Source organism: Rhodothermales bacterium (assembly GCA_017643395.1).
Taxonomy (GTDB): domain Bacteria; phylum Bacteroidota; class Rhodothermia; order Rhodothermales; family UBA10348; genus JABDJZ01.
This window is the reverse complement of sequence record JAEPNP010000005.1, coordinates 72,833-97,937: the sequence shown is the minus strand read 5'-3', so window position 1 is coordinate 97,937 and position 25,105 is coordinate 72,833. Positions and strand designations below refer to the sequence as shown.

Here is a 25,105-nt window from a genome sequence, read left to right as displayed (position 1 = left end):
GCGTTCGCCCAGAGCAGCGGTTGCACGCAGCCCACCGCCAGGGGAACGCTCGAGACGGCGAACCTCGTGGCCGATTTCGCGCTGGACGGCACGCATTACACCAGGGCAAGAGGGCTGACGCGGTATCAGATCCCCGCGTCCTCCGACGTCAAGGCGTTCTGGGGTAGTTCCGTGCTCATCCAGGGCAGGGTAGGCGGCGATACCCTGGTCACCAGTCCGTGGCAATACGAAAGCCTGTTCTCGCCGGGGCCGTGGCCCGAGTCGGTTGAGGACGTGACGCAGGAGCGGTGCGACCGCTTCGACCGCGTGTGGAGCGTCTCGCGCAGGCAGATTGAGCACGATGAAGATGTGGAGTGGCCCATCGAACTGGGTGCGTCCGTGCTTGAGGGCGACGGCAACCCGGATTCCTTCGACCCCCGCTATGACGTGCCGGCCGCGCTCGGCGATCACATGCTCTGGTGGGTCATGCACGACCAGGGAGCCGAGGAGCGCCGAGGTCACAATCCCACGCGTCCGCTCGGAATCGAGGTTCGGGTGTCCGCCTGGGCCTTCGACCGAGCCGACGTGCTCGACAAGCAGACATTCCTGAAGTACCAGGTGACGTACCGCGGCACCAGGCGCGCGAATCAGGTGTACCTCGGTTTCTTTGTCGATGGTGAGTCCGGCGATACGTACGAGGACTACTCAGGGACAGACACCACGCGTCAGATGGTGTACTTCTACAGCATGGTCGACAGGGACCGGGCCTATCCGAACGTGCCGCCTCCCGCCACCGGCGCCATGTTGATCCAGGGCCCCACTGGGGACGATGGGCAGGAGATCGGCCTGACGGCCTCGTGGCACCCACTGGACGATTCCTGCTGCTGGCCCTGGCGCACCGTAGAGCATTTTCGATATGCCCGTGGCTTCCACACATCAGGCCCGCCGCTGGTGGAGGGTGGGCTTGGAAGAGGCGCCGGAATCCCCGGTGAGCGGCGCAGCATGCACCAGTACCCCGGGGATCCTGTCGCCGGCAGCTACTGGTCCAACGAGAACATGGACGGCGCCGGCGAGCGCTTCGGTGGCGGCCACCGGGAGGCGTTCATGTACTTCGGACCCTTCACGATGGACCCCGGAGACGAGCAGGAGATGATAGTGGCCCTGTTGTGGGCACAAGGCGCCGACCGGTTGGATTCCGTCGTGAAGCTGCGCGAGGTGGCCGACATCGTGCGCGAGAACCGAGACTTCATTACATCACCGACGGTCTCGGCACGCCCCAGTCCGGACATTCCGGACAATGCGCGCCTGGCGCTCTCCGGAAATCGGCCGAACCCGTTTTCCGCTCGCACACGGATCGAGTTCGAGCTCCCGGTGCCCGCCACCCTGGAACTGCACGTTTTTGACCTGCTGGGACGCCACGTGACTACGCTGGCGGACGGGCCCTACGATGCCGGGCAGCATTCCGCCGAGTTCGCTGCCGCCGGCCTGACGCCCGGTGTCTACTACTACCGCTTCCGCATCGGTGGATCGGTATTCACCCGGCCGATGATCCTCGTGCGCTGACCTACCGGCTAGTCGCCATGCCCGAAACCGGCGTAAACGGTCCGCCAGGTCCCGGCTCCCACCCCTTTCCGGCGTCCGTGTAGTAGTAGCCGAAGAGGATCATCATCTCATCCGTGGAGAGAAATCCGAAGCGCTTGGTCTCGTCCGTCCAGTTGTTGTAGGTCGTGACCAGCCGGAGGCCCTGACCCTCCTCGATCACCAAAGGCGGGCTAATCTCCAGAATCGGGGGGTGCTCGTAGTCGGTGGCCAGGTATACCATCTCGCCGTCACGCGCGCCTCCGGAGATCTCGACGCGGAACTCGATCATGTGCTTGTGCGCATGACTGAACAGCGTGAAGACATTCAGCCGCTCGTTGGCGCGGAACGTTCGCGACACGGTGGTCACTTTCCTCGCCGGCAACTCGAATTCAGTGTTGTTCAGGTTGAGCACGTGGGCCACGTGCTGCACCTCACCGGGCTGGGCGAACTCCAGGTTGACCTGCACCTCGCCGATGGCTGGCTCCGACGTCAGGTTCACGTAGTGCGAGTTCATGTCGAACGTGGTGCCCTCATGCACATGCAGGGCCACGCCGTCCGGGAAACGGTAGTCCATGCGCGGCCACTGTGTGCCCGAAAAGAACTCGTGGTACTGCATCTGCTGAAACACGCCGCCGTTCAGCGCGCCGTTGGGCTGCCGAAGATCGCGCACTTGCCCCTTGAGCGGCAGCCGATTCGCCGGAGTGCGATCCGAGAATGTGTAGGCGATGAAATGGTGCGAACCGGGACGCATCGACATCGTGGACCGCTTGATCAGCCGGTCCTGATCGAGTGTGTAGGGATCCCGCACAAAGAACTCGCGCTCAAAGTTCGGCGCGACCTCAAAGGGCTCCAGCCGCAGCGAGATGCCTTCCTCAAACGCCAGCTCCGGCAGCGGCTCGTAATGCTGCTGGCGGTACGTAGCGGTATCCGTCAGTACGATCTCGTCGGCCACAACGCCGTCTTTCGGTGCTCCGGCCAGTAGCCAGCGCCGGATGTAGTTGAGCTCACCATAGGTCAGCGGTGGGGTGCCCAGGGGCATCAGCGAGCCGAACTCCGGCGTGTCCTTGTAGAGCCGGTCCTGCTCGGGCGCATTGATCTTGACCCAGAGATAGCTCTGATACAGATCTGTCGATGGGGAAGAATGCACACGCAGCAGTCCCGCGTTCCGGGCCGCAGAGTTCGTGGGCGGCTCACCCACAAGCTGCTCATAGGCCACATCCGCGGTCAGAACCAGCCCGGAGGCTTCGGCATGCGTGGTGCCGGCCGCGTGGCAGGCCTCGGCGCACTTGGGCTGCAGGATCCGGGCCTGGATGACGTCCCAGGTCGATTCTTCGGGGTCCTCGCCAAGGTCGGTGCCCGGGTCGCACGCGGCGAACACGAACACAGTCGGAACCAGGAGCAGAAACAGTCGGCGCATCACAGGGGGAAGTCTATTCGTGGCCGCTTCATGGCTGGCGGCGCTAGCTTGCACGGGATAGCACAAAACTAGTTGCCATGGATCTCAAGGGAAGCGCATTTATCGTGACCGGCGGTGGTTCGGGTCTGGGTGCCGGCACGGCCGCCCGTTTTCGCGAGTACGGGGCCAACGTGGTCGTGGCCGACATCAACCAGGAAGCCGGTGAGGAGCACGCCCGGCGCATCGGTGCCCGTTTTGTGCACACGGACGTGACCTCCGAAGAAAGCACGCAGGCCGCGGTGCAGGCATGTCGGGAGACGTTCGGCAAGGTCAGCGGTGTGGTCAATTGCGCGGGCATCCTGGTAGGCCGGCGCACGCTGGGGCGCAAGGGACCCCATGACCTCGAGAGCTTTGCCCGGATTGTTCAGGTCAACCTGGTAGGCACGTTCAACGTCATCCGTCTCGCCGCAGCTGCGATGGCGGACAACGAGCCAGGCGAGGACGGCGAGCGCGGCGTGATCATCAATACCGCTTCTATCGCCGCCTACGACGGTCAGATCGGGCAGGCGGCCTACAGTGCGTCGAAGGGGGGCGTAGTCGGCATGACCCTGCCCATCGCCCGTGATCTGTCGGGGCTCGGCATCCGCGTCGTGACCATTGCGCCCGGAGTGATGCTGACGCCCATGGTCTCCGGCATGCCGGCGGAGGTGCAGGAGTCGCTGGCTGCCCAGATCCCGTTCCCGTCGCGACTTGGCACGCCGGAGGACTATGCGTTTCTGGCCCAGCACATCGTGGAGAATCGCATGCTGAACGGGGAAGTGATACGGCTTGACGGCGCGATCCGCATGGGGCCGAAGTAGTCCCTGAGTGGGCCGCAGAGCCCATCGCCCGTTACCGCATCCCGAACTTCTTGAGCAGCCACGTGATGGCCGGCTTCTTCCACCCGGTATACGGGGGGTAGAGCAGGGATGTCCACGACCAGCCGCGGCGCTGCCGCAGCACGCTGCGCACGTTGGAGAACTCCAGGAAGCCCCAGTAGCCGTGCGCACGGCCGATGCCGCTGGCACCGACGCCGCCGAAGGGCAGGTGGGGGTTGCCGTATTGGATTACGGTGTCGTTCACGACCAGGCCGCCGCTCCTCGTCTCTTTCAGCAGGCGCCGCACCACCCCCTCTCGGGCCGTAAACACGTACATCGCCAGGGGAACGGGCCGCTCATTGATGCCGTCGATGGCGTCCGACAGGTCGGTGTAGGGCAGAACCGGCAGGATGGGGCCGAAGATCTCCTCCTGCATCACGAGCGAGTTCGGATCCACATTCGTGAGAATGGTCGGCTCGATACACAGGTCGTCCACGGAGGTGCCCCCGCCCTCGACGATCTTCGCGCCATGTGCCACCGCGTCCGCAGTCATCGCGGCCAGGCGCATGTGATGCCCGGCGTTCACGATGCGCCCGGTGCTCTCTTCGGTCGGGTAGAGCCTGGCGATCTGCGTGCGAAGCTCCTTCACCAGTGCGTCCTGCCGGGTGTGGTGCACATAGATGTAGTCCGTGGCCACGCAGGTTTGTCCGCTGTTCGTGAACTTGCCCCAGACGATGCGCTCTGCGGCGCGCTTGAGGTCCGCGGTCTGGTCCACGATGGTCGGTGACTTGCCGCCCAGCTCCAGCGTCACCGGCGTCAGCGACTCGGCGGCCTTCTGCATCACCAGGGCGCCCACCCGGGTACTGCCGGTAAAGAAAATGTGGTCGAACGGCAGCGCCGTCAGGGATTGCGCAATACGCGCGTCCCCCTGGACAACCTGCACCTCTTCATCGTTGAAGCAGGCGTCGACAATGTCCTCCACCACGGCCGCGACGGCTGGTGCCTGTTCCGAAGGCTTGATGCACACCGCGCACCCGGCCGCGACCGCGCTGATCAGTGGCCCGAGGGTCAGCAACAACGGATAGTTCCACGCGCCCATGATGAGTACCACACCTTTCGGGTCCACATGGATTTCGCTGCGAGAGCCCCGGTATGGCAACGGCGACGCCACGCGGCGGCTGCGAATCCAGTTGCGCACGTTCGCGACCGTGTGCTCCAGCTCCATGCCGATCGGCAGCAGTGCCTGGAGGTCTACCGAATCCTGGTCCTTGCCCAGATCGTCCATGAACGCCTGGTAGAGGGCTTCCCGATGGTTCAGGATGGCCTCGCGCAAACGCTGAAGGCGGTCGATGCGGGCCGAAGCACCCTCGGCGCGCAGTAGCATCGCTCCCGTCGTCAGCTGGTCCATCAGCCGGGGATTGACGCCGTCGGTCAAAGCAGGTGAGAGAATCTCTTCCATTACAACACAACTGATGGGCCCGGGGCGCCACCGGGCAGAAACGCATAGTACGCGACCCACCGCATCTGGTGCCACCAGATCAGGGCGTGATTTCGAGGCAGGACTACTGGAAATCTGTATTAACGGCGCCGCGATGCTCGCCGATACTGACGCTGAGGCACTAGGCACCATTCTTCCGCTCCATGCCGCAGAACGCGGACCAGTATCAACGACAGGATCTCAATCGGCTCAACCACGAGATCCGTACGGCCATGAACGCCATCGTCGGTGTGACGGGCCTGCTGGCGTCTACCCCGCTCGACCCGGAGCAGGCCGAGTATTTGGAATCGATTCGCAACGGGACTGATGCCGTCGCGGGTTTGCTGGAGGAGATGAGCGAACGGCTGGCTTCGCCCCGAAGCGTGCGCCCGCGGTCCCTGGAGGTCTGGGACGACGCGCGGCCGGAAGAGGCCGAGGCCACCCAGGCGGGCAGCCGCCTCCTCCTCGTGGAGGACAACCTGATAAATCGTAGGGTCATTACGCGCCTGCTGGAGAAGCTCGGCCATAGCGTCGAAACTGCCGGAAATGGTCGCGAGGCCTGCGAAGCCGTTGAACGGACCGACTTCGACCTGGTGTTCATGGATATCCAGATGCCCGTCATGGACGGCCTCGAGGCAACCCGGTACATCCGCGCCCACATCCCCTCGGAGAGGCAGCCCTGGATTGTCGCGCTGACGGCGGCCGTGCTTCCGGAGGATCGCGAGGCCTGCGGCCGCGCCGGCGCCGACGACTACCTGGGCAAGCCCGTGCGCACGGAAGAGCTGCAGGAGGCGATCATACGCGCAAAACGCAGGGAGACCCGCGCCGCGTGAGGCTCGGGTCGTGCTAGTGCCCCGCATCCAGCGCGGCCGCGCGCCCGAGATTGAAGCCCGTCGCGCCCGGCACTGAAGCCCGCCTCGCGACCGCACTGGACCAGCCGCCGCACCCGGCACTGAAGCCCGCGTCGCGACCGCACCGGACCAGCCGCCGCACCTGGCACTGAACCCCTCCTGGCTCCCCGGCGTTGGCGCCGCATGTTCCAGGACCTTGTGCACCAGGCCGAAGCTGCGCTCGCACCGGTTATCCGCGAGACGCCGTGTGAATACAGCGAGCCCCTGTCGGATCACCTGGGGGTACCGGTCCACCTCAAACTGGAATGCCTGCAGATCACCGGCTCGTTCAAGATCCGAGGCGCCTGGTTCGCGCTGAGCCGGCTGAAGGAAGCGGGCCAAACCCGCGTCGCCACGGTTTCGGCGGGCAACCATGGCATCGGCGTCGCCTGGGCCGGCCGCATGCTCGGTCTCGAGGTGCGCATCTACGTGCCCCGATCGGTGGATGCTGCAAAGGCCGCCCACCTGGAGTCCCTCGGCGCGGAGCTCGTTCGCAGCGAGTTCGACGGCTTCGACGACACGGAGCTCTGGGCGCTCGGGCAAATCGAGGCCGCACGCATCCCGTTCCTCAGCGCCTATGACGACGAACGCATCCTCGCCGCCAACGGCGGCACGCTGATGCTTGAGATTCGGCGTCAGGTCCCGGATGTCGAAACCGTGGTCGTGCCAGTGGGCGGCGGCGGCATGTCCGGGGGCATGGTTTCGTGCGATGAGGCCCCGGCTCGCCTCGTAGCAGCCCAGACGGCCGCAAGTCCGGCGCTCAGACGCTCTCTGAAGCTGGGAAGTGCGGTGACCCGTCTGGAAACGGGCGATACGCTCGCCGGCGGCCTGGAAGGAGGCATCGGGCAAACGGGATTCGCCGCTCTGAGGGACCGGGTGAAGCAGGTGATTGAGGTTTCCGAGCCGGCCATCGCCATGGGCATGCGATGGATGCTGGAGCACCATCACTATGTGATTGAGCCGAGTTCGGCGGTGGCCGTGGCGGCCTGTCTGGATCCGGCCGTGCAGGTCTCGGGGCCGACGGTGGTGGTCCTGAGCGGGCGAAACGTCGCGCTGGATACGGTGCGTGCCGTGGTGGCCTGAGGCCGCCCGGTACTGGAGCGGGCGACGCCCGCCGGTCTGGCGCGGTCGCACCCCATCCCCGAACTTGGCGGCCCTCAACAACCTCCCGCCCCGCCATGCGCCTGACTTCGATACTACTCCTGCTCGTTCTGGCCGCCTCTCCGGCCATCGCCCAGGAAATGACCTCAGACGTGCCTGCCACCTCCGCCGAGGAGCGCGCGGAGTCCGTTGAAAAACGGAAGTCGATGGCCATGTCGTCCGTGGTAGGGGGCGTGCCGTTCCGCAACGTGGGGCCGACGATCATGAGCGGACGCGTCACCGACATCGACGCGTGGGTTGAGGACCCCACCCATTTCTTTGTGGCCTACGCCTCGGGCGGCCTCTGGCGCACGGACAACAACGGCGTCTCCTTCGAGCCCGTTTTTGACAACCAGGGCGTGATGACCATCGGCGACATCGCCGTGGACTGGACGGACTATCCGAATCGCGAGCCCGTCATCTGGGTGGGCACGGGGGAGAACAACTCCAGCCGGAGCTCCTATGCGGGCGATGGGGTCTATCGCTCGGACGACGGCGGCGGCACCTGGCAGCACATGGGGCTGGCCGCCACGCAGCGCACGGGACGCATCCTGATCCATCCCGAAGACCCGAACACCGTCTTTGTCGGGGCCGTCGGGCCGCTGTATTCCCCATCGCCCGACCGCGGACTGTACAAGACTACCGACGGCGGCCAGACGTGGCGCAATACGCTCTCGGTCGATGAGCACACCGGCGTGATCGACCTCGTGCAGCATCCTTCCGATGCGAACGTCATGTACGCCGCCACCTGGCATCGCGAGCGGCGGGCCTGGAATTTTGTCGAGGGCGGCGAGGGCTCCGGCATCTGGCGCACGGACGATGCGGGGGAGACGTGGACGCTGCTGTCGACGCCCGAGTCCGGTTTTCCGCAGGGAGACCTGGTGGGGCGCATCGGCCTTGCGGTCTACGGGGACAACCCGGACATCATGTATGCGCTGCTGGACAACTACGATCGGCGCCCGGCCGAGGACGAGGAAGAAGAGGAAGAGGGACTGACGCGCGATGCGCTCCGCAACATGTCCAGCCGGGACTTCCTTTTGCTCGACAGGGAGCAGGTGGCGGATTATCTGCAGGCCGAGCGCTTTCCGCGGCAGTACTCCGCGGACCGCGTGATCCAGATGGTGCGGGACGGGGAGATCGAGCCGGTGGCGCTGGTGGAGTTCGTGGAGGACGCGAACTCGCTGCTGTTCAACACGCCGGTGATTGCCGCCGAGGTCTACCGCTCTGACGACGGCGGGCAGACCTGGAGTCGCACGCATGAGGACTACCTGAACGGCCTGTACAACTCGTATGGCTACTACTTCGGCGAAATCCGGGTGGCGCCCGATACGCCGGACCGGCTGTACGTGCTGGGTGTGCCGCTCCTGAAATCCGAGGACGGTGGCGCTTCCTGGACCAGTATCGGCGGCCCGGGTGTGCATGCCGACCACCAGGCCATGTGGGTCAACCCACGTCGTGTGGGCCACATCATCAACGGCAACGACGGCGGTCTGAACATGACCTGGGACGATGGCGAGAACTGGGCCAAGCTGAATACGCCCTCGGTCGGCCAGTTCTATGCCATTCAGGTGGATGACGCCGAACCCTACAACGTGTACGGCGGCCTGCAGGACAACGGCGTGTGGTACGGGCCGAGCAACTACCAGGCGAACACCGGCTGGGTCGGTGCCGGGCGGTATCCGTACCGTCGGCTGGCCGGCGGCGATGGCATGCAGGTAGAGGTCGATACGCGCACGAACGACATCGTCTATACGGGCAGCCAGTTCGGTTTCTACTCGCGCGTTCCCACCGGGGACAACAGTTCGCGGGCCGGCATCCGGCCGCGTCATGAGCTGGGCGAGCGGCCGCTGCGCTTCAACTGGCAGACGCCGATCCATCTGAGCCGGCACAACCAGGACATCCTCTACTACGGGTCGAACCGGCTGCATCGCTCCATGCTGCAGGGCGAGGAGATGGAGGCGATATCCCCCGACCTGACGCTTGGCGGTCGCCGGGGGGATGTGCCCTATGGCACCCTGGCGACGATCGACGAGTCACCGCTTCGGTTTGGACTACTGTACACGGGCAGTGACGATGGGCTGGTGCACGTGTCGCGCGACGGCGGCGTGTCCTGGCAGCGCATTTCCGACGATATGCCGCAGAACCTGTGGGTGTCGCGCGTGGAGGCTTCCCATCACGAAGTGGGACGCGTGTACGTGACCCTGAACGGCTACCGCTGGGATCACTTTGATGCGTATGTCTACGCGTCGGATGACTTCGGCGCGACGTGGCGACGCATTGATGCGGGGCTTCCGGATGAGCCGGTCAATGTGATCGTTGAGGACCCCGAGAACGAGGATATCCTGTATGTGGGCACGGACCACGGGGCGTATGCCTCGTTGGATCGCGGCGTCACGTGGCACCTCTTCATGGAGGGCCTGCACGGCTCGCCGGTGCATGACCTGAAAGTGCAGCAGCGCGAGAAGGACCTGGTGGTCGGCACGCATGGGCGCTCGATCTACATCGGCAGCATCCAGGAGGTGCAGCAGCTCACCGGGGATCTCATGGCCCGGAACGCGCACGTGTTTGACATGGACGATGTGGGCCACAGCCCGTTCTGGGGGCGCGACTTCGGCTACGGCCGTACGAACGAGCCGTCGGTGAAGCTGCCGTTCTGGATCGGGCGGGACGGTTTGGTGACGATCCGCGTCATGCATGAGGACGCGCTGGTCTTTGAGGGCACGCTGCCCATGTGGCGCGGCCTCAACTACATCGACTACGGCCTGACGGCCCAGGATGTCGATGCGCTTCCCGGCGAGCCGGAGGAGGCGGGAGACGGCAACACGTATCTCACGCCGGGAACGTACACGGTGCAGATTGACGTGGACGGCGAGACGGCTTCCGGCGAGCTGAAGATCACCAGCCCGCGAGGCGGTCGTGGTGCAGGCGAGCCCCAGCCGAGGCCGGAAGGCATCAAGTAAGTCCGCGCATGGTGAAGCGCTGCACGGCCAGGCGTGCGAGCGGGGGCCAGAGGATCGCTCTGGCCCCCGCTCGCATGAAGGGCGCCAGCGGTCCGGGGCGGCCGAAGGCCATGTTGAACTCGGCGCGCCGCGCGGCTTGCCGCGCGGTGCGGCGGCGACGGCGGGTGTAGGCCTCGAACAAAGGCCGGTGGTCGGCGCCGTCCAGGGCTTGCTGCAGGATTCCGGCGGCGTGCCGGCCGTCCAGCCAGCCGACGTTCATGCCCTGGCCGCCGATGGGGCTGACTACGTGTGCGGCGTCTCCGGCCAGGATCACGCGGCCGTGGTTCAGCCGCTCAGCGAGCAGGCGGTAGACCCGGAAGGCGGACAGCATGGTGTTGGTGGCGGGGTCCGGTCGGTGGTCGGTGCGCTGTCGTACCAGATGGATGAGGCGGTGAACGTCGGCTTCTGCGTCGTCACGGTCCTGCAAGCGCACCACCCACCGCCGGATCTTGCCGGGTAGGGGAAAAGCCTCGGTTAGCCCGTCTGGGTCCAGGAAGATGGCGGCACGCTCACCAAAATCCGTGGTGTCCGAGAAGTCGCCCATGAGATATCGGTCCCGGTAGGCGCCTCCACGGAACGGGATACCCAGCAGGGTGCGCACGGTCGAATGCTGTCCGTCGGCACCCACCACAAACCGGGCGGCGACTGGTCCGTCAGGAGTTTGCAGGACCACCCGATCCTGATGCTGGGTCAGTGCGGTCACCTCCACGCCGCGCGTGATGCACTCGGCAGGCAGCCGGTCTTGCAGGACCTGCTCGGTGACGTACTGCGGGATGGCCAGCACGAACGGAAAGGGAGGAGGCAGCAACCTCATGTCGATGCGGCCCGCTTCCCGGCCTGACACGTAGGCGATGCCCTCCCGGATGTGCACGCCGCGCGCCAGCAGCTCGTCGGTGACTCCCGTCTCGCGCAGCATCTCCAGGCTGGGCGGATGAATGCCGATGGATCGGGAGTGCGTGCCGATGGCGGCTCGCTTCTCCAGCACGCGCACGGTCCTGTGGGCCTGGACCAGGCGGTTCGCCAGGTCCAGGCCTACAGGACCACCCCCGACAATCGCCACGTCAATCATGTCGCCACACTGCCAGGAGCCGGAACGGCCAGGCGGGCTCCGCCCGCCAGCCCGCCGGCAGCACCGCGGCCAGCTCGGCGGGAGTGTAGCTCCGACGAATGGAGCGCAGGCCGTCCGTTCGAATGAACGATCCGGGGAAGGCCAGCCCGAACACGGAAAACCCCAGGTAGCCCAAGTCGTCCCGGCGAATGTCGTTGTGAACCGCGGTGTGTGTCGCCAGCGCCTGGGAATCCTGCAGAAGCACCTCGCGCGTTTCGGCGTCGAGGTGGTGCAGCACGTGGTTGCTGATGACGAAGTCGAACCGCCGGCCCTCGCGGACGAGGTCTGACGAGTGGGCTGCGCGGAACTGGAGGGTTGCCGCGGGGGGAGGGGGCGCTGTGGCGCGGGTGTCGCCTGCGTCTGTCGGGCCGTCTGCGTCCGTCGAGCCGCCGGAGCTTACCGGGCCGTCGGCTCCTCGCGCGCCCCCCGCGCCCTGCCCATCGTAGAAAACGCCCCTGTTTTTATACGTCTCCGCAGTTTCGGAGCCTTCGAATGTGTAATTCGGGCCCACTTTTCCACCTTCGGATTCGCGGTCGGAGCTGACTTGTGGAAAGAGATGGCCTTTTTCCATGTTTGCGTCGGATCGACCCGGGGGGGCGCCTCCCGCGCCGCCGAGCCCCGCCGCACCGCCGAGCCCCGCCGAGCCGCCACGCCCCGCCGCGCCGCCACGCCCCGCACCGCCGCCGAGCCCCGCCGCACCGCCGAGCCCCGCCGCACCCCCGTGCCCCGCAGCGCCCCCCACCGCAAACGCCACCGCCCGCGGGTCGGGGTCAATGCCCGTTATTGCAAGGGAGAACCCCCGCCGCGCCGCCAGGGCGTGCAGGTACCGCGCGACGTCCCCTCCGCCGCACCCGACATCGAGTAGCGTCGCGGGTCCCTGACGCAAGCGCGCTTCGAAGTGCCGGGCAAACACACCACGCCAACCTGCAAGAAGTCGATTTACCACCCGGAAGTTGGCGTACGTGCGCGCCAGCATGCGAGCGTCACATGCCGGGTCATCCATCAGCTCGACCAGTTCCGGCTGCCGGTCCCTGAGTATCAGGGTCGGCACTACACGCCCCGGAAGAGGGCACTCTCCACGGTCAGGCCGGGGCCGAAGGCCATTGCGTAAGCAAGCTCACCGGTCCTCATGTCCCCGCGCCGGAGCGCCTCCTGTATCACAAACAGAATCGTCGCGCTGCTCATGTTGCCGTACCGCGCCAGCACATCACGCGACGGCTCCAGCGAGATGTCTTCCAGCGCCAACGCCTCCTGGACATGGTCGATAATCGCCCGGCCACCCGGGTGCACCCACCAGTGAACGACGTCCTCGCGGCCGCGCCCCGCATCGCCCAAGATGTCGTCCACGACGCCTCCGATTTCGGTGCCAAGCACCCTGGGCACATAGGTGGAGAGCACCATGTCGAACCCGTGGTCGCCGATGTTCCAGGCCATGTCGTCCTCGGAGTTCGGCGCGAGCCGGGTAGAGGAGGCGGTGAGTTCGAGGCCTGACTCGCACCGATGCGGTCCCGCGAGTGCACCGTCCAGCGCCACCCCGGCCGGCGGTTGGGAAGAAACAACCACGCCCGCGGCGCCGTCGGCAAAGACGGCCGATGCGATGATGTTGTCCACCACCTCGGAAGGCTCCAGATGCAGCGTGCACAGTTCCAGGCAGACCACCAGCACCACGGCGTTTGGGTCGTTCGCGCAAAACGATGCGGCCATGCGCAAGCTGGGAAATGCCGCAAAGCATCCCATGAACCCTACGTGGTAGCGCTGCGTGGACGGCGGCAAGCCCAGGTCCCGCAGGATGTAGTAGTCCGGACCAGGAGCAAAAAATCCCGTGCAGGACGCGGTCACCACGTGTGTGATCTCTTCCGGCGCGAACCCAGATGCTTCCAAGGCTACCCTGGCCGTCTCCACAAACAATGGCTTGGCCTCCGCCACATACAGGTCGTTGCGCTGTCCGGTGGTCGGGGACATGAATCGACCCGTATCCGTATCGAAAAAGAGCCCATCGCCCGTACCCGGTTTGTATCCGCTGATGACGGAATGGCGGGTTTCGATGCCCGAGGATCGGTAGATCTTCTGCGAGAGCCGGTCTCCGCGCCCCCCGGGCTCCAGCGCGGCGCGCAGCACCTGACCGACTTCCTCCTGCGGATAGGCGTGGCGCGGAACGCGGGTGGCGATGCTGTGGATAAAGGCCATGGGCGCGACAAGTGACGGGCTGTGCCGATATTGCGGAACTCCGCCGCCAATTGCCATGCGAAATCTGCTCCTGTTGACGCTGCTCGTCGCAGCGTGCGCGCCCGCCGACCCGCCTCAGGCCGAACTCTCTGATGCCGAGGCGCTCATTGCCCGCAGCATCGACTTCCACGATCCGGACGGGATGTGGTACACGCGTGCTCACCGTCTTGATCTGGATGAGAAGCGCCCCGACGGGTCGATGCGGAAGACCGGCATGCGACTGGATCCCCTGGCCCGGTCATTCGGAATGCGACAGGATCGTGGAGAGGATGTGGTCGAAGCCTATGTCGACGCGGAGAACTGCGCCGCTACGGTGAATGGCGTGCTCCCGGACTCGACAGTGGCCGCCCGATACAGACTGGTATGCCCCGACGGCCCCGCATGGTGGCGCGAATACTACGCCTTCATGCACGGCCTGCCGATGAAGCTACAGGACGAGGGCGCGCTGGTCGAACCCGGGGTGATCGACACGACCTTTATGGGTCAGCCGGTCCGGCAGGTGCGGGTGACCTATGACCCGGCAGTAGGCTCCGACATTTGGTACTTCTATTTCCACCCGGAGACCTCTGCGTTGGTGGGAAGCAGGTTCTACCACGACGAGGCCGCCAATGACGGAGAGTACATCGCCTTTGACGGCACGCTGGCTGCGGACGGCATGCAACTCGTCCGCACGATTCACTGGTACACGAATGCGGATGGGCGCTTCCTGGGATCGGACTCGCTGACCGCCTACAGCGCCGACTGAGCCTAGTCGGTCCCGGGGCCGAGACTTGCAGCAGCAATCCGCGGCATCACGGGCTCCTGTGCGGCCAGGTGGGCGCGCCAGCGGTCCCGATGGATCTCAAAACCGGCGATCGCCTCCTCAGGCAGCGGATCCACCGACGGCAGATCCTCTCTGAGATGGTCTACCTGCTGGCCGTTCTTCCAGAACCGGTAGCAGACATGCGGGCCGTTGGCAAGTCCACTTGAGCCGACATATCCGATCACCTGCCCCTGCTTCACGGCCACGCCCGGACGCATGCCCGAGGCGATTTTCTGCATATGCAGGTACTGGGTGGAGTACGTGCCGTTGTGGCGGATCTTGACATACCGGCCGTTGGCCCGGCCGTACTCCGCCTTGGTAATGACGCCATCGCCCGTAGCACGGATCGGCGTGCCGTAGTTGGCCGCATAATCGGTGCCGAGGTGAGCCTTGTACCGCTTCTGCACCGGGTGGAAACGCCGCCCCGAGAAGCGGGAGCTGATACGCTTGTATTCGACCGGCGCAATCAGGAAGGCTTTTCGCAAACTGTTGCCGTCGCCGTCGAAGTACTCCTCGGCTTCGTTGTTGGCAAAGAGGAAGGCCTCAAAGTCGCGGGTGCCGTGGGTGAACTTGGCGGCGAGTACCCGTCCAAGGCCTACCCGCTTGTCCTCGACATATTTCTCCTCGTATGCCACGGTGAACCGGTCTCCCTGGTGCAGCCGGCCAAAGTCGATCTGCCAGGCGTACACCTCCGAGAGCCTCACGGCAAGGAAGGGGTCTACATTCAAGTCCTCCAGGGTCTCGTACAGCGAACTCGTAATCTGACCCGACACGGACCGCGTGGCCGTGCGGACCTCGCGCTCCACCACGCGGGCATGCAGACTGTCTCCGAAGTCGAAGACCACATACGATGTGGCGCTGGCTTCATAGACGGCGAGGGCCACTTCCCGGAGTGAGTCCGGGCTGGTGTAGACATGCAGATCCCTGCCCGGCAGCAGCTTGCGCACGTCGAATACGGGCTTGGCCGCTTCCACCAGATTGGCGATGGTCTCTCCGGAGACCTGGAAGGGCGCCATCAGGTCCGAAAACGTGTCTCCCCGGTCGATGCTCTCGATGTCCACTGCGTATGCGTCCATTTCGATGCCGAACTGGTCAGAAGTGACCACCGTCTCCGCCTTCGGAGCGGGAGGCGTGGGCACCGGGGGCTTCAGGCCGATGTAGGCCAGAGCAGCTCCCATCAGGACGAAAGAAAGCGGCGCAAGAACTCGCATGCGTCAGGGGGTTGTCGGAGGATTCATGGGGGGCGGCTTCCGCGGCGTGCCACCTAGCGCAGTGACAGAGCCGCAGTAGTCACAACTCCAGATTCTGTTTCCAGTCTGACGAAGTAAATGCCAGTGCCCCAACGACTTTCCGGCCAGGCGATTTCGCTCGCTCCAGCCGGCAGCACCCGTTCGGACACCTGAGCCACCCGTCGTCCCTGCACGTCCCAGATGCTGATCCGGGCCCAGCCGGGCTTTGAAAGGGTGACCTTGAGCTTGGTATCGGCCGTCAACGGATTCGGAAAAGCCTCGATCAGGTCCTGCGAGACGGGCAGTTCCGGCGCAACGCCGGTCCCGGCCGGCGCACCGCTGCCTTCGGTGATGAGGTGATTGCCCGCCGCTAGGGCTCCGAACTGCTCGCCCTGCGCATCGCCCACCCAATACACCCTCAACTGATCCGCCCGGGTTGCCGAACCCAGGCCAAAATGCAGCACGTTTTCGCTCTGAGAGCAAAAGCTGTCCCCTCCGGAAACGAAGCGTGAGATCCACTGTCCGTCCACCAGCGCTTCCACCCGCGCACCGATCGCGTCCCTGCTCCCGGAGGTGCCTTCCAGCTGGATCTTCAACCAGTTTCCGGGCGATGGGCTGGTGCCGCGCAGCACGCGAATGCGGCCGTCGTGGTCGGGGATGATGAGATCCACCATTCCGTCGAGGTCGATGTCCGCTGCGGCGAGCCCCTGCGTCTCTGTCGACAGGGAGGCAGAGGCGGACTGCGACTGATCGTAGAACCAGAGATTCCGGTTCTCATAGAGCAGCGTGCGGGTGCCGTCGAATCCGGTGGTGTTGACCACGAACAGGTCCTGATCGCGGTCATTGTCGAAGTCGGCGAACACCGTGCCCCAGGCCATGCCGTTGCGCCAGGCTCCCAGCGCATCTTCAATCAGTACGAACCCGTTTCCTTCCTGGTTGAGGTACAGGCCAGCCTCTCCAATGCGCGTCACATAGATGTCTTCCCACCCGTTACCGTCCACGTCCGCAACGGCGATGCCCATGCTGTTGCCGGAGCCCACATCGTAAAACCCGGTGGACCGACCCTGATCCACAAGCGGCAGGTAACCCAGGTTGCGGTGCAGACGGCTGTCGGTGAACCCGTCGTGCACCACAATCAGGTCCTGGCTGCCGTTGTGATCGTAGTCGAACCAAACGGCCTGCATGGCTACTGACGTTTCCGGACCTGCGATGCCGCCGCGGCGGGAGACATCTTCAAAGCGCCCATCGCCCAGATTGCGATACAATAGATCCGCCGCGTCGTCGACTGCCAGGAAAAGGTCGGTCAGTCCGTCGGCGTCAAAATCTCCGGCCGCCACGGAAGCCGCACGGGCTTGGAGATCCAGGCCGGAGTCTGCCGAGACGTCGCGGAAACTGCCGTCTCCGTTGCTCATGAACAGGCGGTTGGCGGCGTTTGGGCCCACGACAATCAGGTCTGCCCAGCCGTCGTTGTCCAGGTCTGCCCACAGCGGGGCGGCATATCCGCCCTCTGCTTCCACACCTGCCGCTGCGGTCACATCCTCGAAGACGCCTTGATTGTTGCGGAAGAGGGCACTCTTGCCGTTGGACGACGCGACGTACAGGTCCGGCCATCCGTCCCGGTCAAAATCCCGCACGGCCACGCCGTGCCCTCGTCCCTGGATGCGCATGCCGAAGGTCTCGGTGGCATCCTCGAACTGCAGGGACTGCCCGGAGGCGGGGATCACCAGGAGTACGGCCAGAATGATGGTGGGAAGCCGCATCAGGCCAAAACGCACGGGTGGACGGGGTGTTGCCGCGGCGACGCTACTGCCGGGCCCGGATGGCCGCGAGCACGCGCTGCACCCGCTCGTCGTCAGGCTGCCGGTTCAGGTAGGCCTCCAGCGCCGTGGCCGCCGCTAGCGTGTCGCCCAGGAGCGCATGGGAGCGGCCGAGCTTCAGCACGTAGTCCGCGTTCGTGGCGTCGAGTCGCGTAGCGACGAGATAGGCCTCCAGCGCGAGCTCATGCCGGCCCAAGGCAGCATGCACATCGCCGATCACAGCCCGGACTTGAGCCGACTCTTCCAATTCGAGGGCAGCATCGAAGTACGCGAGCGCCTCGGTAGAGCGTCGCTGGCGCAGCAGAATCTCACCCGCCGCCGCGTACGGCGCGGGCAGGAACGGGTACTGCTGGATCTGGGCAAGGGCGGTCCGGAGCGCGCCGTGCCAATCCTGCTCCTGGCGCTGCAGATTCATCAGCGCATTCGTCGCCTCGAACCATGAAATCTCCCCGCGAAAGAGGCGAATCGCAATGTCTTCCGTGGCGGTGGTGGCCCGAAGGGTGTCCGTCCACGTCGTGCCGGGTGCTTCGAACGGCCAACTGCCCATCAGCTGCATCACCCGATACTGACCGAACAGCGAGTCAATCGGCGTAATCAGCAGCTCGTCCCGGGCGGTCTCCGGTGGCACAAATCGCCCGCCACCCTGCGTGCGCACAATCGTGTTGTAGAACGCGTCCGCCATCAGGAAATAGCCCTCGGCGTTGGGGTGCAGGTGCTCGAGCATCAGCGATCCGTCAATCACTCCTCCGGGCGATGCGGCCGCGAGCACTTCCTGCACGTCGACCACGACGGCCCCGGCCGAGGCGGCCTCCTCGCGAATGACGGCATTGATGTCCTCGGAAGCCCTGAAGCGCAGTCGGTCCCGGTCCTTGGCGGTGCGGTAGGCAGTACGTGCCTCCTCAAACTGTTCCAGGCGGTCGAGGGAGCGCCCGAGCAGGAAATGCACATCTGCGGCCACCGCGTCCTCAGAACCCATCGCCCGAAGGCTTGGAGCGGCCAGGCTGTCCGGCAGGGAAACGGCCGCGGCCAGACGCGCCCGCCAGGCCTCCGGATCACGCTCCGGCGCGGACATGAAGGGCGCGTGGTCGCGCTCGTTGCTGGCCACCGTGGCCAGATACACCGGAATGCCCTCATAGACCGCCAGCAGTCGCCGAAGATTGTCCCGGAATTGCGCGATCCCCGCCTCGTAGACATCACTGTCGATGGGAATTTCCTGCTCACCGACCATGCGCTCCATGAGCGTGGCGCCGGGTGGACCGTCTGGGGCCTCGACTACCAGACCGGCTGCCGAACCCAGAACGCTCCGCAGCAGCTGAACGGTGCGCCAGTTCTGCAGGCGAAGGTACCAGCGAATTACCGTGCGGCTTTGCCCCAACGATTCCGCCGAGCCTATCCCGAGCGCACCGTAGAACTCGTTGTGACCGGCGTAGATGAGCACGGCGTCCGGTCCCTCGGCACGGATCTCATCCGCCAGATCAAGCAGCGTATAGCTGTTTACGGCGGCCATGGCGGTGTTGACCACCTCCACGCTGCGATCGGGGTAGGTCTGCTGAAGTCGCTGCTCCAGCATGCGGGAGAAACTGCCGCCGTAGTAGTAGGGGTAGCCGGCCGCGGAAGAGCCTCCCTGAACGAAGAGTCGCCAGGTTTCCGGGGTTTTCTCCGCCAGGAAGGCATCACCGATGCTGCCCGGCACGCGCTCTTGCTGCGCGAAATAGCGCCGGGCCACTTCGCGGTTCTGGATGCGAAACTGCTCGACGCCCGGGACCGGCTGGAAGAGGGGATACGAGGCGCCGTACCCGGCGAGCCGCAGACCGGACTCCAGCAAGACGAAAAACAGGAGCGGGATCAGCGCCGTGAGTGCGATGAAGAGGCGCCGCTTGCCCTTGGAAAGGGGTGCTACGGGGTCCACGGTGTGTCCGGCACGTCTTCGCTGTGGTTGGCCCAGCGAGCAGCGACAAACAGGAAGTCGGAGAGCCTGTTCAAATAGACGGCTACCCGGCCGTCGATGGGCTCGCTTTCCATGGCGGCGACTACTTCCCGCTCGGCGCGGCGTGCAATCGTGCGCGCCGCGTGCAGGGCAGCAGCCCGTTTGCAGCCTCCGGGCAGGATGAATGTCTTCAGCGGATCGAGATCTGCCTCGAGCGCATCGATGTCGCGTTCCATCGCCTGGATCTCATCGTCGGAAATCCTGGGGACTGATGGGCGGGCGCTCGACGGCGTCGCCAGGTCGGCGCCGACCACGAAGAGTTCTGCCTGGATACGTTCGAGGAGCTTGCCGAGACGGTCTTTGGATCCTTCGGCGCGGGCCATGCCGACGAAGGCATTGGCTTCGTCTACCGTGCCGTAGGCGGTGATGCGTGCGTGGTCCTTGCGAACCCGGTCGCCGCCAAAGAGACCCGTGGTGCCGTCGTCACCCGTTCGGGTATAGACCTTCATGTGGACGCTACTGCTGAGCGGCCCCGACAAAGAGTTGGGTAACGGCGACCGCATGGCTGTCGAGGAACGCGTATCGGTCCTCCTGGGAAATGCCGACCAAAACGGGGGAGACGACCAGTTGGTTCACGATGGCCAGAAACATCATGTGAAGGTTCTCCGCTGGCACGTGGGCGGCGATGCCGTGGCGCTGGACTTCTCGCGCGTACTCTCGGGTGAAGTCCCGGAACTCCTCGAGGCGGGGCAGGAAGGCAGCCACTCGATCCGCCCCGGTCAGGTTCTCCTGGTGAATGATGCGGATGATCTGGGGGTGGTCCACCACGAATCGAAACAGCGTGCGCAGGTGCTCCGTGAACTGCTCGACCGGATCGAATTCGTCGTCGAAGACAAAGGCACCGCCCAGAAAACGCAGGGCGTTGAAGCCCTCCTCGAGCACTTCCAAAAACAGGTCCATCTTGGACCCGAAGTGGTAGGCAATCACCTGATGTCGAACCCCCGCGGCCTCAGCGATCCGTCGCACAGAGGCCGACTCGAATCCATGTTCGGAGAACGCCCTGGTGGCGGCCTCGACAATACGGCGCTGGGTGTCTACGGCTCGCTGCTGTCCGGCTATCAGGGGACGTTTCCGCTCTTCCATGGCGGTAGCAGTCGAATTCCAGATCCAAAGGTACGTACCGAAAATCGGTTTATTTGACAGTCGTCATATTTTAACACGATCCCGATAATCGATGCGCAGTCGTCCGTCTTCTTCGCTTATTTCGGCCGCCATCGAGAACACGGTTCTGATGACTTCCTGAGAAAGCGCCTCGGCCGGCAGACCGTGAGCGGCGACCTTTCCGGACTGCAGGACAAGGATCCGGTCCGAGAACCGCGCCGCCAGTTCCAGATTGTGGAAGACGCCGACGACGCTACGCCCCGCATCGACCAGATCGCGCACGCATGACATGAAGGCGAACTGATGTTGTACATCAAGATGCGAGGTAGGCTCATCCAGGAGCAGCACCGGCGCATCCTGCGCCAGCGCCTGTGCCAGCAAGGCACGTCTCCGTTCACCTCCGGACAGCGTCAAGACCGACCGATCTTCGAAACCGGCCAGGTCCACACTTTCAAGTGCCCGCGATGCATGCTCGTGATCCGCGCGACCCAGCGGCTCCAGCCAGCCGTGATGGGGTGAGCGGCCGAGCAATACCAAATCCCGGACCGTGAAGTCAAACGCCAGGGTGACGGTCTGCGAGACGAGCGCGATGCGCCTGGCACGCTCCCTGGACGGCCAGGCCTGAATCGGCCTTCCGTCCAGAGTCACCTGGCCATCGAAAGGAATGAGTCCGCCCAGCGCTCGGATCAGCGTGGTCTTGCCGGCACCGTTGGGTCCGACGATGCCGACCCATTCTCCGGCACCCACGTCCAGGTCCACGCCGTGCAGAATGCGGCGTTCGGAGAGTGAAACGGTGACCTGTTCGGCGGAGAGCATAGCGCGTGTTGGGTGGGCACGGAACCCGCAGCACGGCGGGGAACGGGAGGGCAGCGCTCATGTTCTGCCCGCATGAGAGCACTCGTGGCTGCCATCCTGTTGGTGTCGTTGTCGGCCTGCGACACCCAGAAGGCCATCAACCAATTTGAGGAGGAAGCGGCCCTGCCACCGGCGGGCATTACGCGGACCGATCGGGACGGCGTCGTCGAGTCCTGGGACGACGACGACTGGCGTACATCCCCGGCCTTCTTCGGCAAGGTTCGCGTGGATCCTGCCTACCCGAATCCGGTGCCCTCCGGTGTCGTGACTGTGCCGGTTTCGGTGCTGGAGTTCAATGCGGTCCAGGGCGGCCTGGTGTTGCGGGCCAGGGATTCGACCGGAAGGCTGAGTCTGGTGGATGAGATCCGGGATGCATCTGACCCGGGTGGGTACATCTTTCAGTTTGCGCCGGCCATCCTGGCGAGGTCCGGACTGGTCCGCGTGTTCGTCCTGGACAGGGTCGGGAATCTGGTTTCTTACGGCGACCTGGAGTTGCAATAGGGTAACACCGGGGTATAGCCCGGGGATTTCCTCATTGCGGGCGGGGATCAGGCTGGCCTAACCTCCAACATCTTCCCCTAATCCCCTCCAGTCATGATCACAGAAGGTCTCGCGCGCCTGTTGGCCCAGGCGGTCAAGGCCATCCGCACGGACGCCTACTATCAATTCCGGCGCCAGACGGGTGACTCCTATGAGCAGGCCATCGAGGTCGCGGCCATCTACTCAAACGCCAGTCGGTCAGCCGCAGCGCGCCGGGTGAAGGACGCGAAGATCATCTACGACTTCCTTGAGGAGCATGGTTATACACGCAAGGCGATGGGGATTGACAAGGAGTCCATCGAGAATGCGATCAAGATGACCGGTGAGGTCATCCGGAAGCGTCAGGAGGCCTCGGCTAGCCGGGCGAAGCAGAAGTGACGACTGTCAAAATGTTGGCATTGCTCGGACAGGTGGCCACACCGTAACTCGTCTTTACCCTCACAGTAGGCGCTGTGGAGTCGGCAATTATCACGCACCAGCCGCCCCCAAACCCATGGCGACAGAAACCCATCACCGACACCTTGTACTCGCGAGGGTCGGCAGTCTTGTCTCCTTTCTGATAGGCCTCATGGTGCGATTCCGGGCGGCCTTCTCTCGAAGCGCCTGAGTGGTTTGGTGGGTATGTGGTCGGGGCTCGGCGGGGAGTGGTCGGGTTGCCGGGAACGTGCCGCCGGGGCTGCGCCGCCGGTTGCGCCGCCGGGGCCGCGCCGCCGGGAACGTGCCGCCGGGGCTGCGCCGCTGAGGCCATTGCCGCTGGGACCGCGCCGCCGGGGCCATTGGGTAGGGCCGTGCCTCTGGTCGCGCCGCGCCGCCGGGGCCGCGCCGCCGGGGCCGCGCCTCCGGGAACGCGGGGTAGGGCCGTGGCCTCTGGTCGCGCCGCGCCGACGGGACCGCGCGCCCTCGGCCGCGCGAGTGGAAAATCGGGGTCCGATTATACTTGGGAGCCCGCCCACGGCAGCCCTAAGTGTAAAATGGGTGCCGCATTCCGTTTGGGGCCTTGCCGGAGCCACAGCGTAGTGTAATCTCGGGGTGCGATTCCACTAACGCTGACTGTCCGTCCGGCGCGCCGCTGGGACTCCGCCCGCCCGGCAGCCCGGCGCCGCACGCTGCTATCCCGCTGGGACTCCGCCCGCCCGGCAGCCCGGCGCCGCACGATGCTACCCCGCGCGCCACTGGGACTCCGCCCCCGACAGCCCGCGCGCCGCTGAGACTGCGCCGCCGCGCCGCCGGGGCCGCGCCGCTGGGACTCCGCCCCCGGCAGTCCGAGCGCCGCTGAGACTGCGCCGCCGCCGGGGCCGCGCCGCTGGGACTCCGCCCCTGGCAGCCCGCGCGCCGCTGAGACTGCGCCGCCGGGGCCGCGCCGCCGCGCCGCTGAGACCGCACGCCGCCGCCCCGCTACCGCAGCTCGTCGTGCACCACCTTGCCGCCCACGACGGTCAGCACGACATCGGTCTCCAGCCAGTCCTCGGCCGACGTCTCAAACAGGTCGTCGCTGAGCACGGCCACATCGGCCAGTTTGCCTTCTTCCAGGGTGCCTTTGATGTCTTCCTCGAAGGTCGAATACGCCCCGCCCCATGTGTAGGCCCGGAGCGCAGTCTCCAGGTCGATTTTCTCTTCGGGAAACCAGCCTCCCTCCGGCGTGCCGGCCAGGGTCTGCCGGGTGACCGCAGCGTAGAGGCCATAGATGGGGTTGATGGGGTATTCGCTGGCCGAGGTCCCCGGCCAGTCCGAGCCGAACGCCAGCACGCCGCCACCCTCATCCAGTGAGCGGAAGGCGTAGGCGCCCTTCGAGCGCTCGTAGCCGATGCGTTCCTCCATCCAGCGCATGTCGTCGGCCAGGTGGTACGGCTGCACCTCGGCGATCACACCGAGCCGGCCCAGCCGGTCGAACTCCCGCGGATCGATCACCTGGGCGTGCACCAGCCGGAAGCGGCGCTCCGCATCGCCGTTCAATCGATTCAACTCTTCCAGGTAGTCCATCAGCAGGCTGTTGGCCTCATCGCCGATGGCATGGATCGAAAGCTGCAGATTCGCGGAGTCCGCTCGCGCCATGTACCCCAGGAATTGACCTTCGACAAACTGCCCCTGCTCATCGACCATGAGCTGACGCCACCGCCCGTAGTTGCCGGGCTGGTTTTCGTACGGCTGAAAGAACCGGGCGCTGGACGTTCCCATGATGCCGTCTATGTGGCCCTTGAGGGCACCGAGCCGGATCCATTCGTCGCCGTGACCGACCTCGATGCCCTGCGCGGCCAGCTCCTGCCAGCGACCCAGGAAATAGCGGAAATGAACCCGCATCGAGAGTTCGTCGGTCTCGCGGAGCGCCCGATAGATTTCGAGCTGCTCATCGTCCGACATGTCGCTGAAACTGGTCACCCCGTATGAGGCGGCTACCCGCAGCGCGTTGCGGGTCTGATCCATGCGCCGCTGCAGGGAAAACCCGTCAGGCACGGCGTCGGCAAACAACGCCCGCACCCCCGATCCGGTCATGATTCCTGTCGCATGGCCGCTCGCGTCGGTTTCGAAAGTCACGCCCGGTGCCGAAGGATTCTCGACATCGATACCGGCGGCGTCCAGGGCGGCTCGATTCGCGGCAAACTCAGAATTGTCAAAGCGGCGGATAAACATGGGGTGCTCTGCCGTGAGCGTCTCCACGGCTGCGATGTCCGGTGTGAATCGTTGCCTGGAGTCGCCCCCCGCACTGCCTGAGGCCCAGTCGTCATAGGCGCCCCAGAAGCCACCCAGGATCCACTCTCCGGCAGCAAGCCCATCGACCACGCCCTGGACCCGTTCCTGGAATTCCTCCTGACTGCCGGCCTGCATGACGTTGAATTCCAGAAAGCGCGCGGCGGACTGCGCGTGCACGTGCGTGTCGTTGAACCCAGGCACGGCGAACCGTCCACCCAGGTCAATCACCCGAGTGTCGGAACCGCCCATCTCCACCAGACCGTCATCGCCTACCGCGACAATGGATCCCTCATCAATGGCGAGGGCGGTGGCGTGCGGCTGATCCGGGTTGCCCGTCCAGAAGTCGCCGTTGTACAGGATGAGATCGGGACCCGGGCCGGCAGCACAACCGGCGAGGAGCAGTGCGAACAGCGGGAGGAAGCGCATGGCGAGA

At 65.3% G+C, this 25,105-nt stretch carries 20 protein-coding genes; 8 read left to right on the top strand and 12 right to left on the bottom strand.

From position 1 onward, the window contains the following. Positions 1-66: 66 nt before the first annotated feature. Complete coding sequence (locus JJ896_14960) at positions 67-1,542, top strand: T9SS type A sorting domain-containing protein (GenBank protein MBO6780952.1); 1,476 nt, start codon at positions 67-69, stop codon at positions 1,540-1,542. A gap of 1 nt (position 1,543) precedes the next feature. On the opposite strand, the gene JJ896_14955 is transcribed toward JJ896_14960, so the two are convergent. Continuing rightward, positions 1,544-2,977: a hypothetical protein gene (locus JJ896_14955; protein ID MBO6780951.1), complete on the bottom strand. Its 1,434-nt coding sequence runs from the start codon at positions 2,975-2,977 to the stop codon at positions 1,544-1,546. A 77-nt stretch (positions 2,978-3,054) separates the two neighbouring features. Between JJ896_14955 and JJ896_14950 the strand changes: the two genes are divergently transcribed. Beyond that, positions 3,055-3,816, top strand: a complete 762-nt coding sequence (locus JJ896_14950) for a 3-hydroxyacyl-CoA dehydrogenase (protein ID MBO6780950.1) — start codon at positions 3,055-3,057, stop codon at positions 3,814-3,816. Positions 3,817-3,847: 31 nt separating this feature from the next. Here the strand turns inward: JJ896_14950 and JJ896_14945 are convergent, their stop codons facing one another. Next, positions 3,848-5,272, bottom strand: a complete 1,425-nt coding sequence (locus tag JJ896_14945) for an aldehyde dehydrogenase family protein (GenBank protein ID MBO6780949.1) — start codon at positions 5,270-5,272, stop codon at positions 3,848-3,850. 182 nt (positions 5,273-5,454) lie between these two features. Between JJ896_14945 and JJ896_14940 the strand changes: the two genes are divergently transcribed. The 3 genes from JJ896_14940 (at position 5,455) to JJ896_14930 (ending at position 10,280) form a co-directional block, all read left to right on the top strand. After that, positions 5,455-6,123 (top strand): response regulator, encoded by a 669-nt coding sequence (locus JJ896_14940; GenBank protein MBO6780948.1) that lies wholly within the window; start codon positions 5,455-5,457, stop codon positions 6,121-6,123. A 201-nt stretch (positions 6,124-6,324) separates the two neighbouring features. Then, complete coding sequence (locus JJ896_14935; protein ID MBO6780947.1) at positions 6,325-7,263, top strand: pyridoxal-phosphate dependent enzyme; 939 nt, start codon at positions 6,325-6,327, stop codon at positions 7,261-7,263. Positions 7,264-7,358: 95 nt separating this feature from the next. Beyond that, positions 7,359-10,280 carry a hypothetical protein gene (locus JJ896_14930; protein ID MBO6780946.1) on the top strand — a complete coding sequence of 974 codons (2,922 nt, stop codon included), beginning with the start codon at positions 7,359-7,361 and terminating at the stop codon, positions 10,278-10,280. Here the strand turns inward: JJ896_14930 and JJ896_14925 are convergent. The 3 genes from JJ896_14925 to JJ896_14915 are packed head-to-tail and all read right to left on the bottom strand — an operon-like array spanning position 10,273 to position 13,614. After that, a complete protein-coding gene (locus tag JJ896_14925) occupies positions 10,273-11,388 on the bottom strand; it encodes an FAD-dependent monooxygenase (GenBank protein ID MBO6780945.1) in 1,116 nt (371 codons plus the stop codon). The two genes, JJ896_14930 and JJ896_14925, sit on opposite strands and share 8 nt — an antisense overlap. After that, complete coding sequence (locus JJ896_14920) at positions 11,381-12,478, bottom strand: methyltransferase domain-containing protein (GenBank protein MBO6780944.1); 1,098 nt, start codon at positions 12,476-12,478, stop codon at positions 11,381-11,383. Before JJ896_14920 ends, JJ896_14925 begins: the two co-directional genes overlap by 8 nt. Beyond that, positions 12,478-13,614 (bottom strand): type III polyketide synthase, encoded by a 1,137-nt coding sequence (locus JJ896_14915; protein MBO6780943.1) that lies wholly within the window; start codon positions 13,612-13,614, stop codon positions 12,478-12,480. The genes JJ896_14920 and JJ896_14915 overlap by 1 nt, the downstream gene beginning before the upstream one ends. A 55-nt stretch (positions 13,615-13,669) precedes the next feature. Between JJ896_14915 and JJ896_14910 the strand changes: the two genes are divergently transcribed. Next, on the top strand, positions 13,670-14,398 hold the full coding sequence (locus JJ896_14910; GenBank protein ID MBO6780942.1) for a hypothetical protein: 729 nt from the start codon (positions 13,670-13,672) through the stop codon (positions 14,396-14,398). Positions 14,399-14,400: 2 nt separating this feature from the next. Here the strand turns inward: JJ896_14910 and JJ896_14905 are convergent, their stop codons facing one another. From JJ896_14905 to JJ896_14880, 6 genes are all read right to left on the bottom strand, one after another. Further along, a complete protein-coding gene (locus JJ896_14905; GenBank protein ID MBO6780941.1) occupies positions 14,401-15,666 on the bottom strand; it encodes a peptidoglycan DD-metalloendopeptidase family protein in 1,266 nt (421 codons plus the stop codon). Between the two features lie 53 nt (positions 15,667-15,719). Continuing rightward, positions 15,720-17,459: a VCBS repeat-containing protein gene (locus tag JJ896_14900; GenBank protein MBO6780940.1), complete on the bottom strand. Its 1,740-nt coding sequence runs from the start codon at positions 17,457-17,459 to the stop codon at positions 15,720-15,722. A 28-nt stretch (positions 17,460-17,487) separates the two neighbouring features. Next, a complete protein-coding gene (locus JJ896_14895; GenBank protein ID MBO6780939.1) occupies positions 17,488-19,410 on the bottom strand; it encodes a tetratricopeptide repeat protein in 1,923 nt (640 codons plus the stop codon). Next, positions 19,398-19,937: a cob(I)yrinic acid a,c-diamide adenosyltransferase gene (locus JJ896_14890; GenBank protein MBO6780938.1), complete on the bottom strand. Its 540-nt coding sequence runs from the start codon at positions 19,935-19,937 to the stop codon at positions 19,398-19,400. Before JJ896_14890 ends, JJ896_14895 begins: the two co-directional genes overlap by 13 nt. A gap of 7 nt (positions 19,938-19,944) precedes the next feature. After that, positions 19,945-20,571: a TetR/AcrR family transcriptional regulator gene (locus JJ896_14885; GenBank protein ID MBO6780937.1), complete on the bottom strand. Its 627-nt coding sequence runs from the start codon at positions 20,569-20,571 to the stop codon at positions 19,945-19,947. A gap of 63 nt (positions 20,572-20,634) precedes the next feature. Then, complete coding sequence (locus tag JJ896_14880) at positions 20,635-21,405, bottom strand: ABC transporter ATP-binding protein (protein MBO6780936.1); 771 nt, start codon at positions 21,403-21,405, stop codon at positions 20,635-20,637. 72 nt (positions 21,406-21,477) lie between these two features. Here JJ896_14880 and JJ896_14875 point away from each other — a divergent pair, with 72 nt between their 5' ends. Further along, on the top strand, positions 21,478-21,945 hold the full coding sequence (locus JJ896_14875; GenBank protein ID MBO6780935.1) for a hypothetical protein: 468 nt from the start codon (positions 21,478-21,480) through the stop codon (positions 21,943-21,945). A gap of 93 nt (positions 21,946-22,038) precedes the next feature. Continuing rightward, positions 22,039-22,362 (top strand): hypothetical protein, encoded by a 324-nt coding sequence (locus tag JJ896_14870; GenBank protein MBO6780934.1) that lies wholly within the window; start codon positions 22,039-22,041, stop codon positions 22,360-22,362. A gap of 1,017 nt (positions 22,363-23,379) precedes the next feature. On the opposite strand, the gene JJ896_14865 is transcribed toward JJ896_14870, so the two are convergent. Next, positions 23,380-25,098, bottom strand: coding sequence for an amidohydrolase (locus JJ896_14865; protein ID MBO6780933.1), 1,719 nt, complete (start codon positions 25,096-25,098; stop codon positions 23,380-23,382). Positions 25,099-25,105: the final 7 nt, after the last annotated feature.

What these genes read in the sequence shown, in the direction of transcription:
- JJ896_14955 (MBO6780951.1), bottom strand. Translation starts at nt 2,977, where the DNA reads ATGCGCCGACTGTTTCTGCTCCTGGTTCCGACTGTGTTCGTGTTCGCC.
- JJ896_14950 (MBO6780950.1), top strand. Translation starts at nt 3,055, where the DNA reads ATGGATCTCAAGGGAAGCGCATTTATCGTGACCGGCGGTGGTTCGGGT.
- JJ896_14945 (MBO6780949.1), bottom strand. Translation starts at nt 5,272, where the DNA reads ATGGAAGAGATTCTCTCACCTGCTTTGACCGACGGCGTCAATCCCCGG.
- JJ896_14940 (MBO6780948.1), top strand. Translation starts at nt 5,455, where the DNA reads ATGCCGCAGAACGCGGACCAGTATCAACGACAGGATCTCAATCGGCTC.
- JJ896_14935 (MBO6780947.1), top strand. Translation starts at nt 6,325, where the DNA reads ATGTTCCAGGACCTTGTGCACCAGGCCGAAGCTGCGCTCGCACCGGTT.
- JJ896_14930 (MBO6780946.1), top strand. Translation starts at nt 7,359, where the DNA reads ATGCGCCTGACTTCGATACTACTCCTGCTCGTTCTGGCCGCCTCTCCG.
- JJ896_14925 (MBO6780945.1), bottom strand. Translation starts at nt 11,388, where the DNA reads ATGATTGACGTGGCGATTGTCGGGGGTGGTCCTGTAGGCCTGGACCTG.
- JJ896_14915 (MBO6780943.1), bottom strand. Translation starts at nt 13,614, where the DNA reads ATGGCCTTTATCCACAGCATCGCCACCCGCGTTCCGCGCCACGCCTAT.
- JJ896_14910 (MBO6780942.1), top strand. Translation starts at nt 13,670, where the DNA reads ATGCGAAATCTGCTCCTGTTGACGCTGCTCGTCGCAGCGTGCGCGCCC.
- JJ896_14905 (MBO6780941.1), bottom strand. Translation starts at nt 15,666, where the DNA reads ATGCGAGTTCTTGCGCCGCTTTCTTTCGTCCTGATGGGAGCTGCTCTG.
- JJ896_14890 (MBO6780938.1), bottom strand. Translation starts at nt 19,937, where the DNA reads ATGAAGGTCTATACCCGAACGGGTGACGACGGCACCACGGGTCTCTTT.
- JJ896_14885 (MBO6780937.1), bottom strand. Translation starts at nt 20,571, where the DNA reads ATGGAAGAGCGGAAACGTCCCCTGATAGCCGGACAGCAGCGAGCCGTA.
- JJ896_14880 (MBO6780936.1), bottom strand. Translation starts at nt 21,405, where the DNA reads ATGCTCTCCGCCGAACAGGTCACCGTTTCACTCTCCGAACGCCGCATT.
- JJ896_14875 (MBO6780935.1), top strand. Translation starts at nt 21,478, where the DNA reads ATGAGAGCACTCGTGGCTGCCATCCTGTTGGTGTCGTTGTCGGCCTGC.
- JJ896_14870 (MBO6780934.1), top strand. Translation starts at nt 22,039, where the DNA reads ATGATCACAGAAGGTCTCGCGCGCCTGTTGGCCCAGGCGGTCAAGGCC.
- JJ896_14865 (MBO6780933.1), bottom strand. Translation starts at nt 25,098, where the DNA reads ATGCGCTTCCTCCCGCTGTTCGCACTGCTCCTCGCCGGTTGTGCTGCC.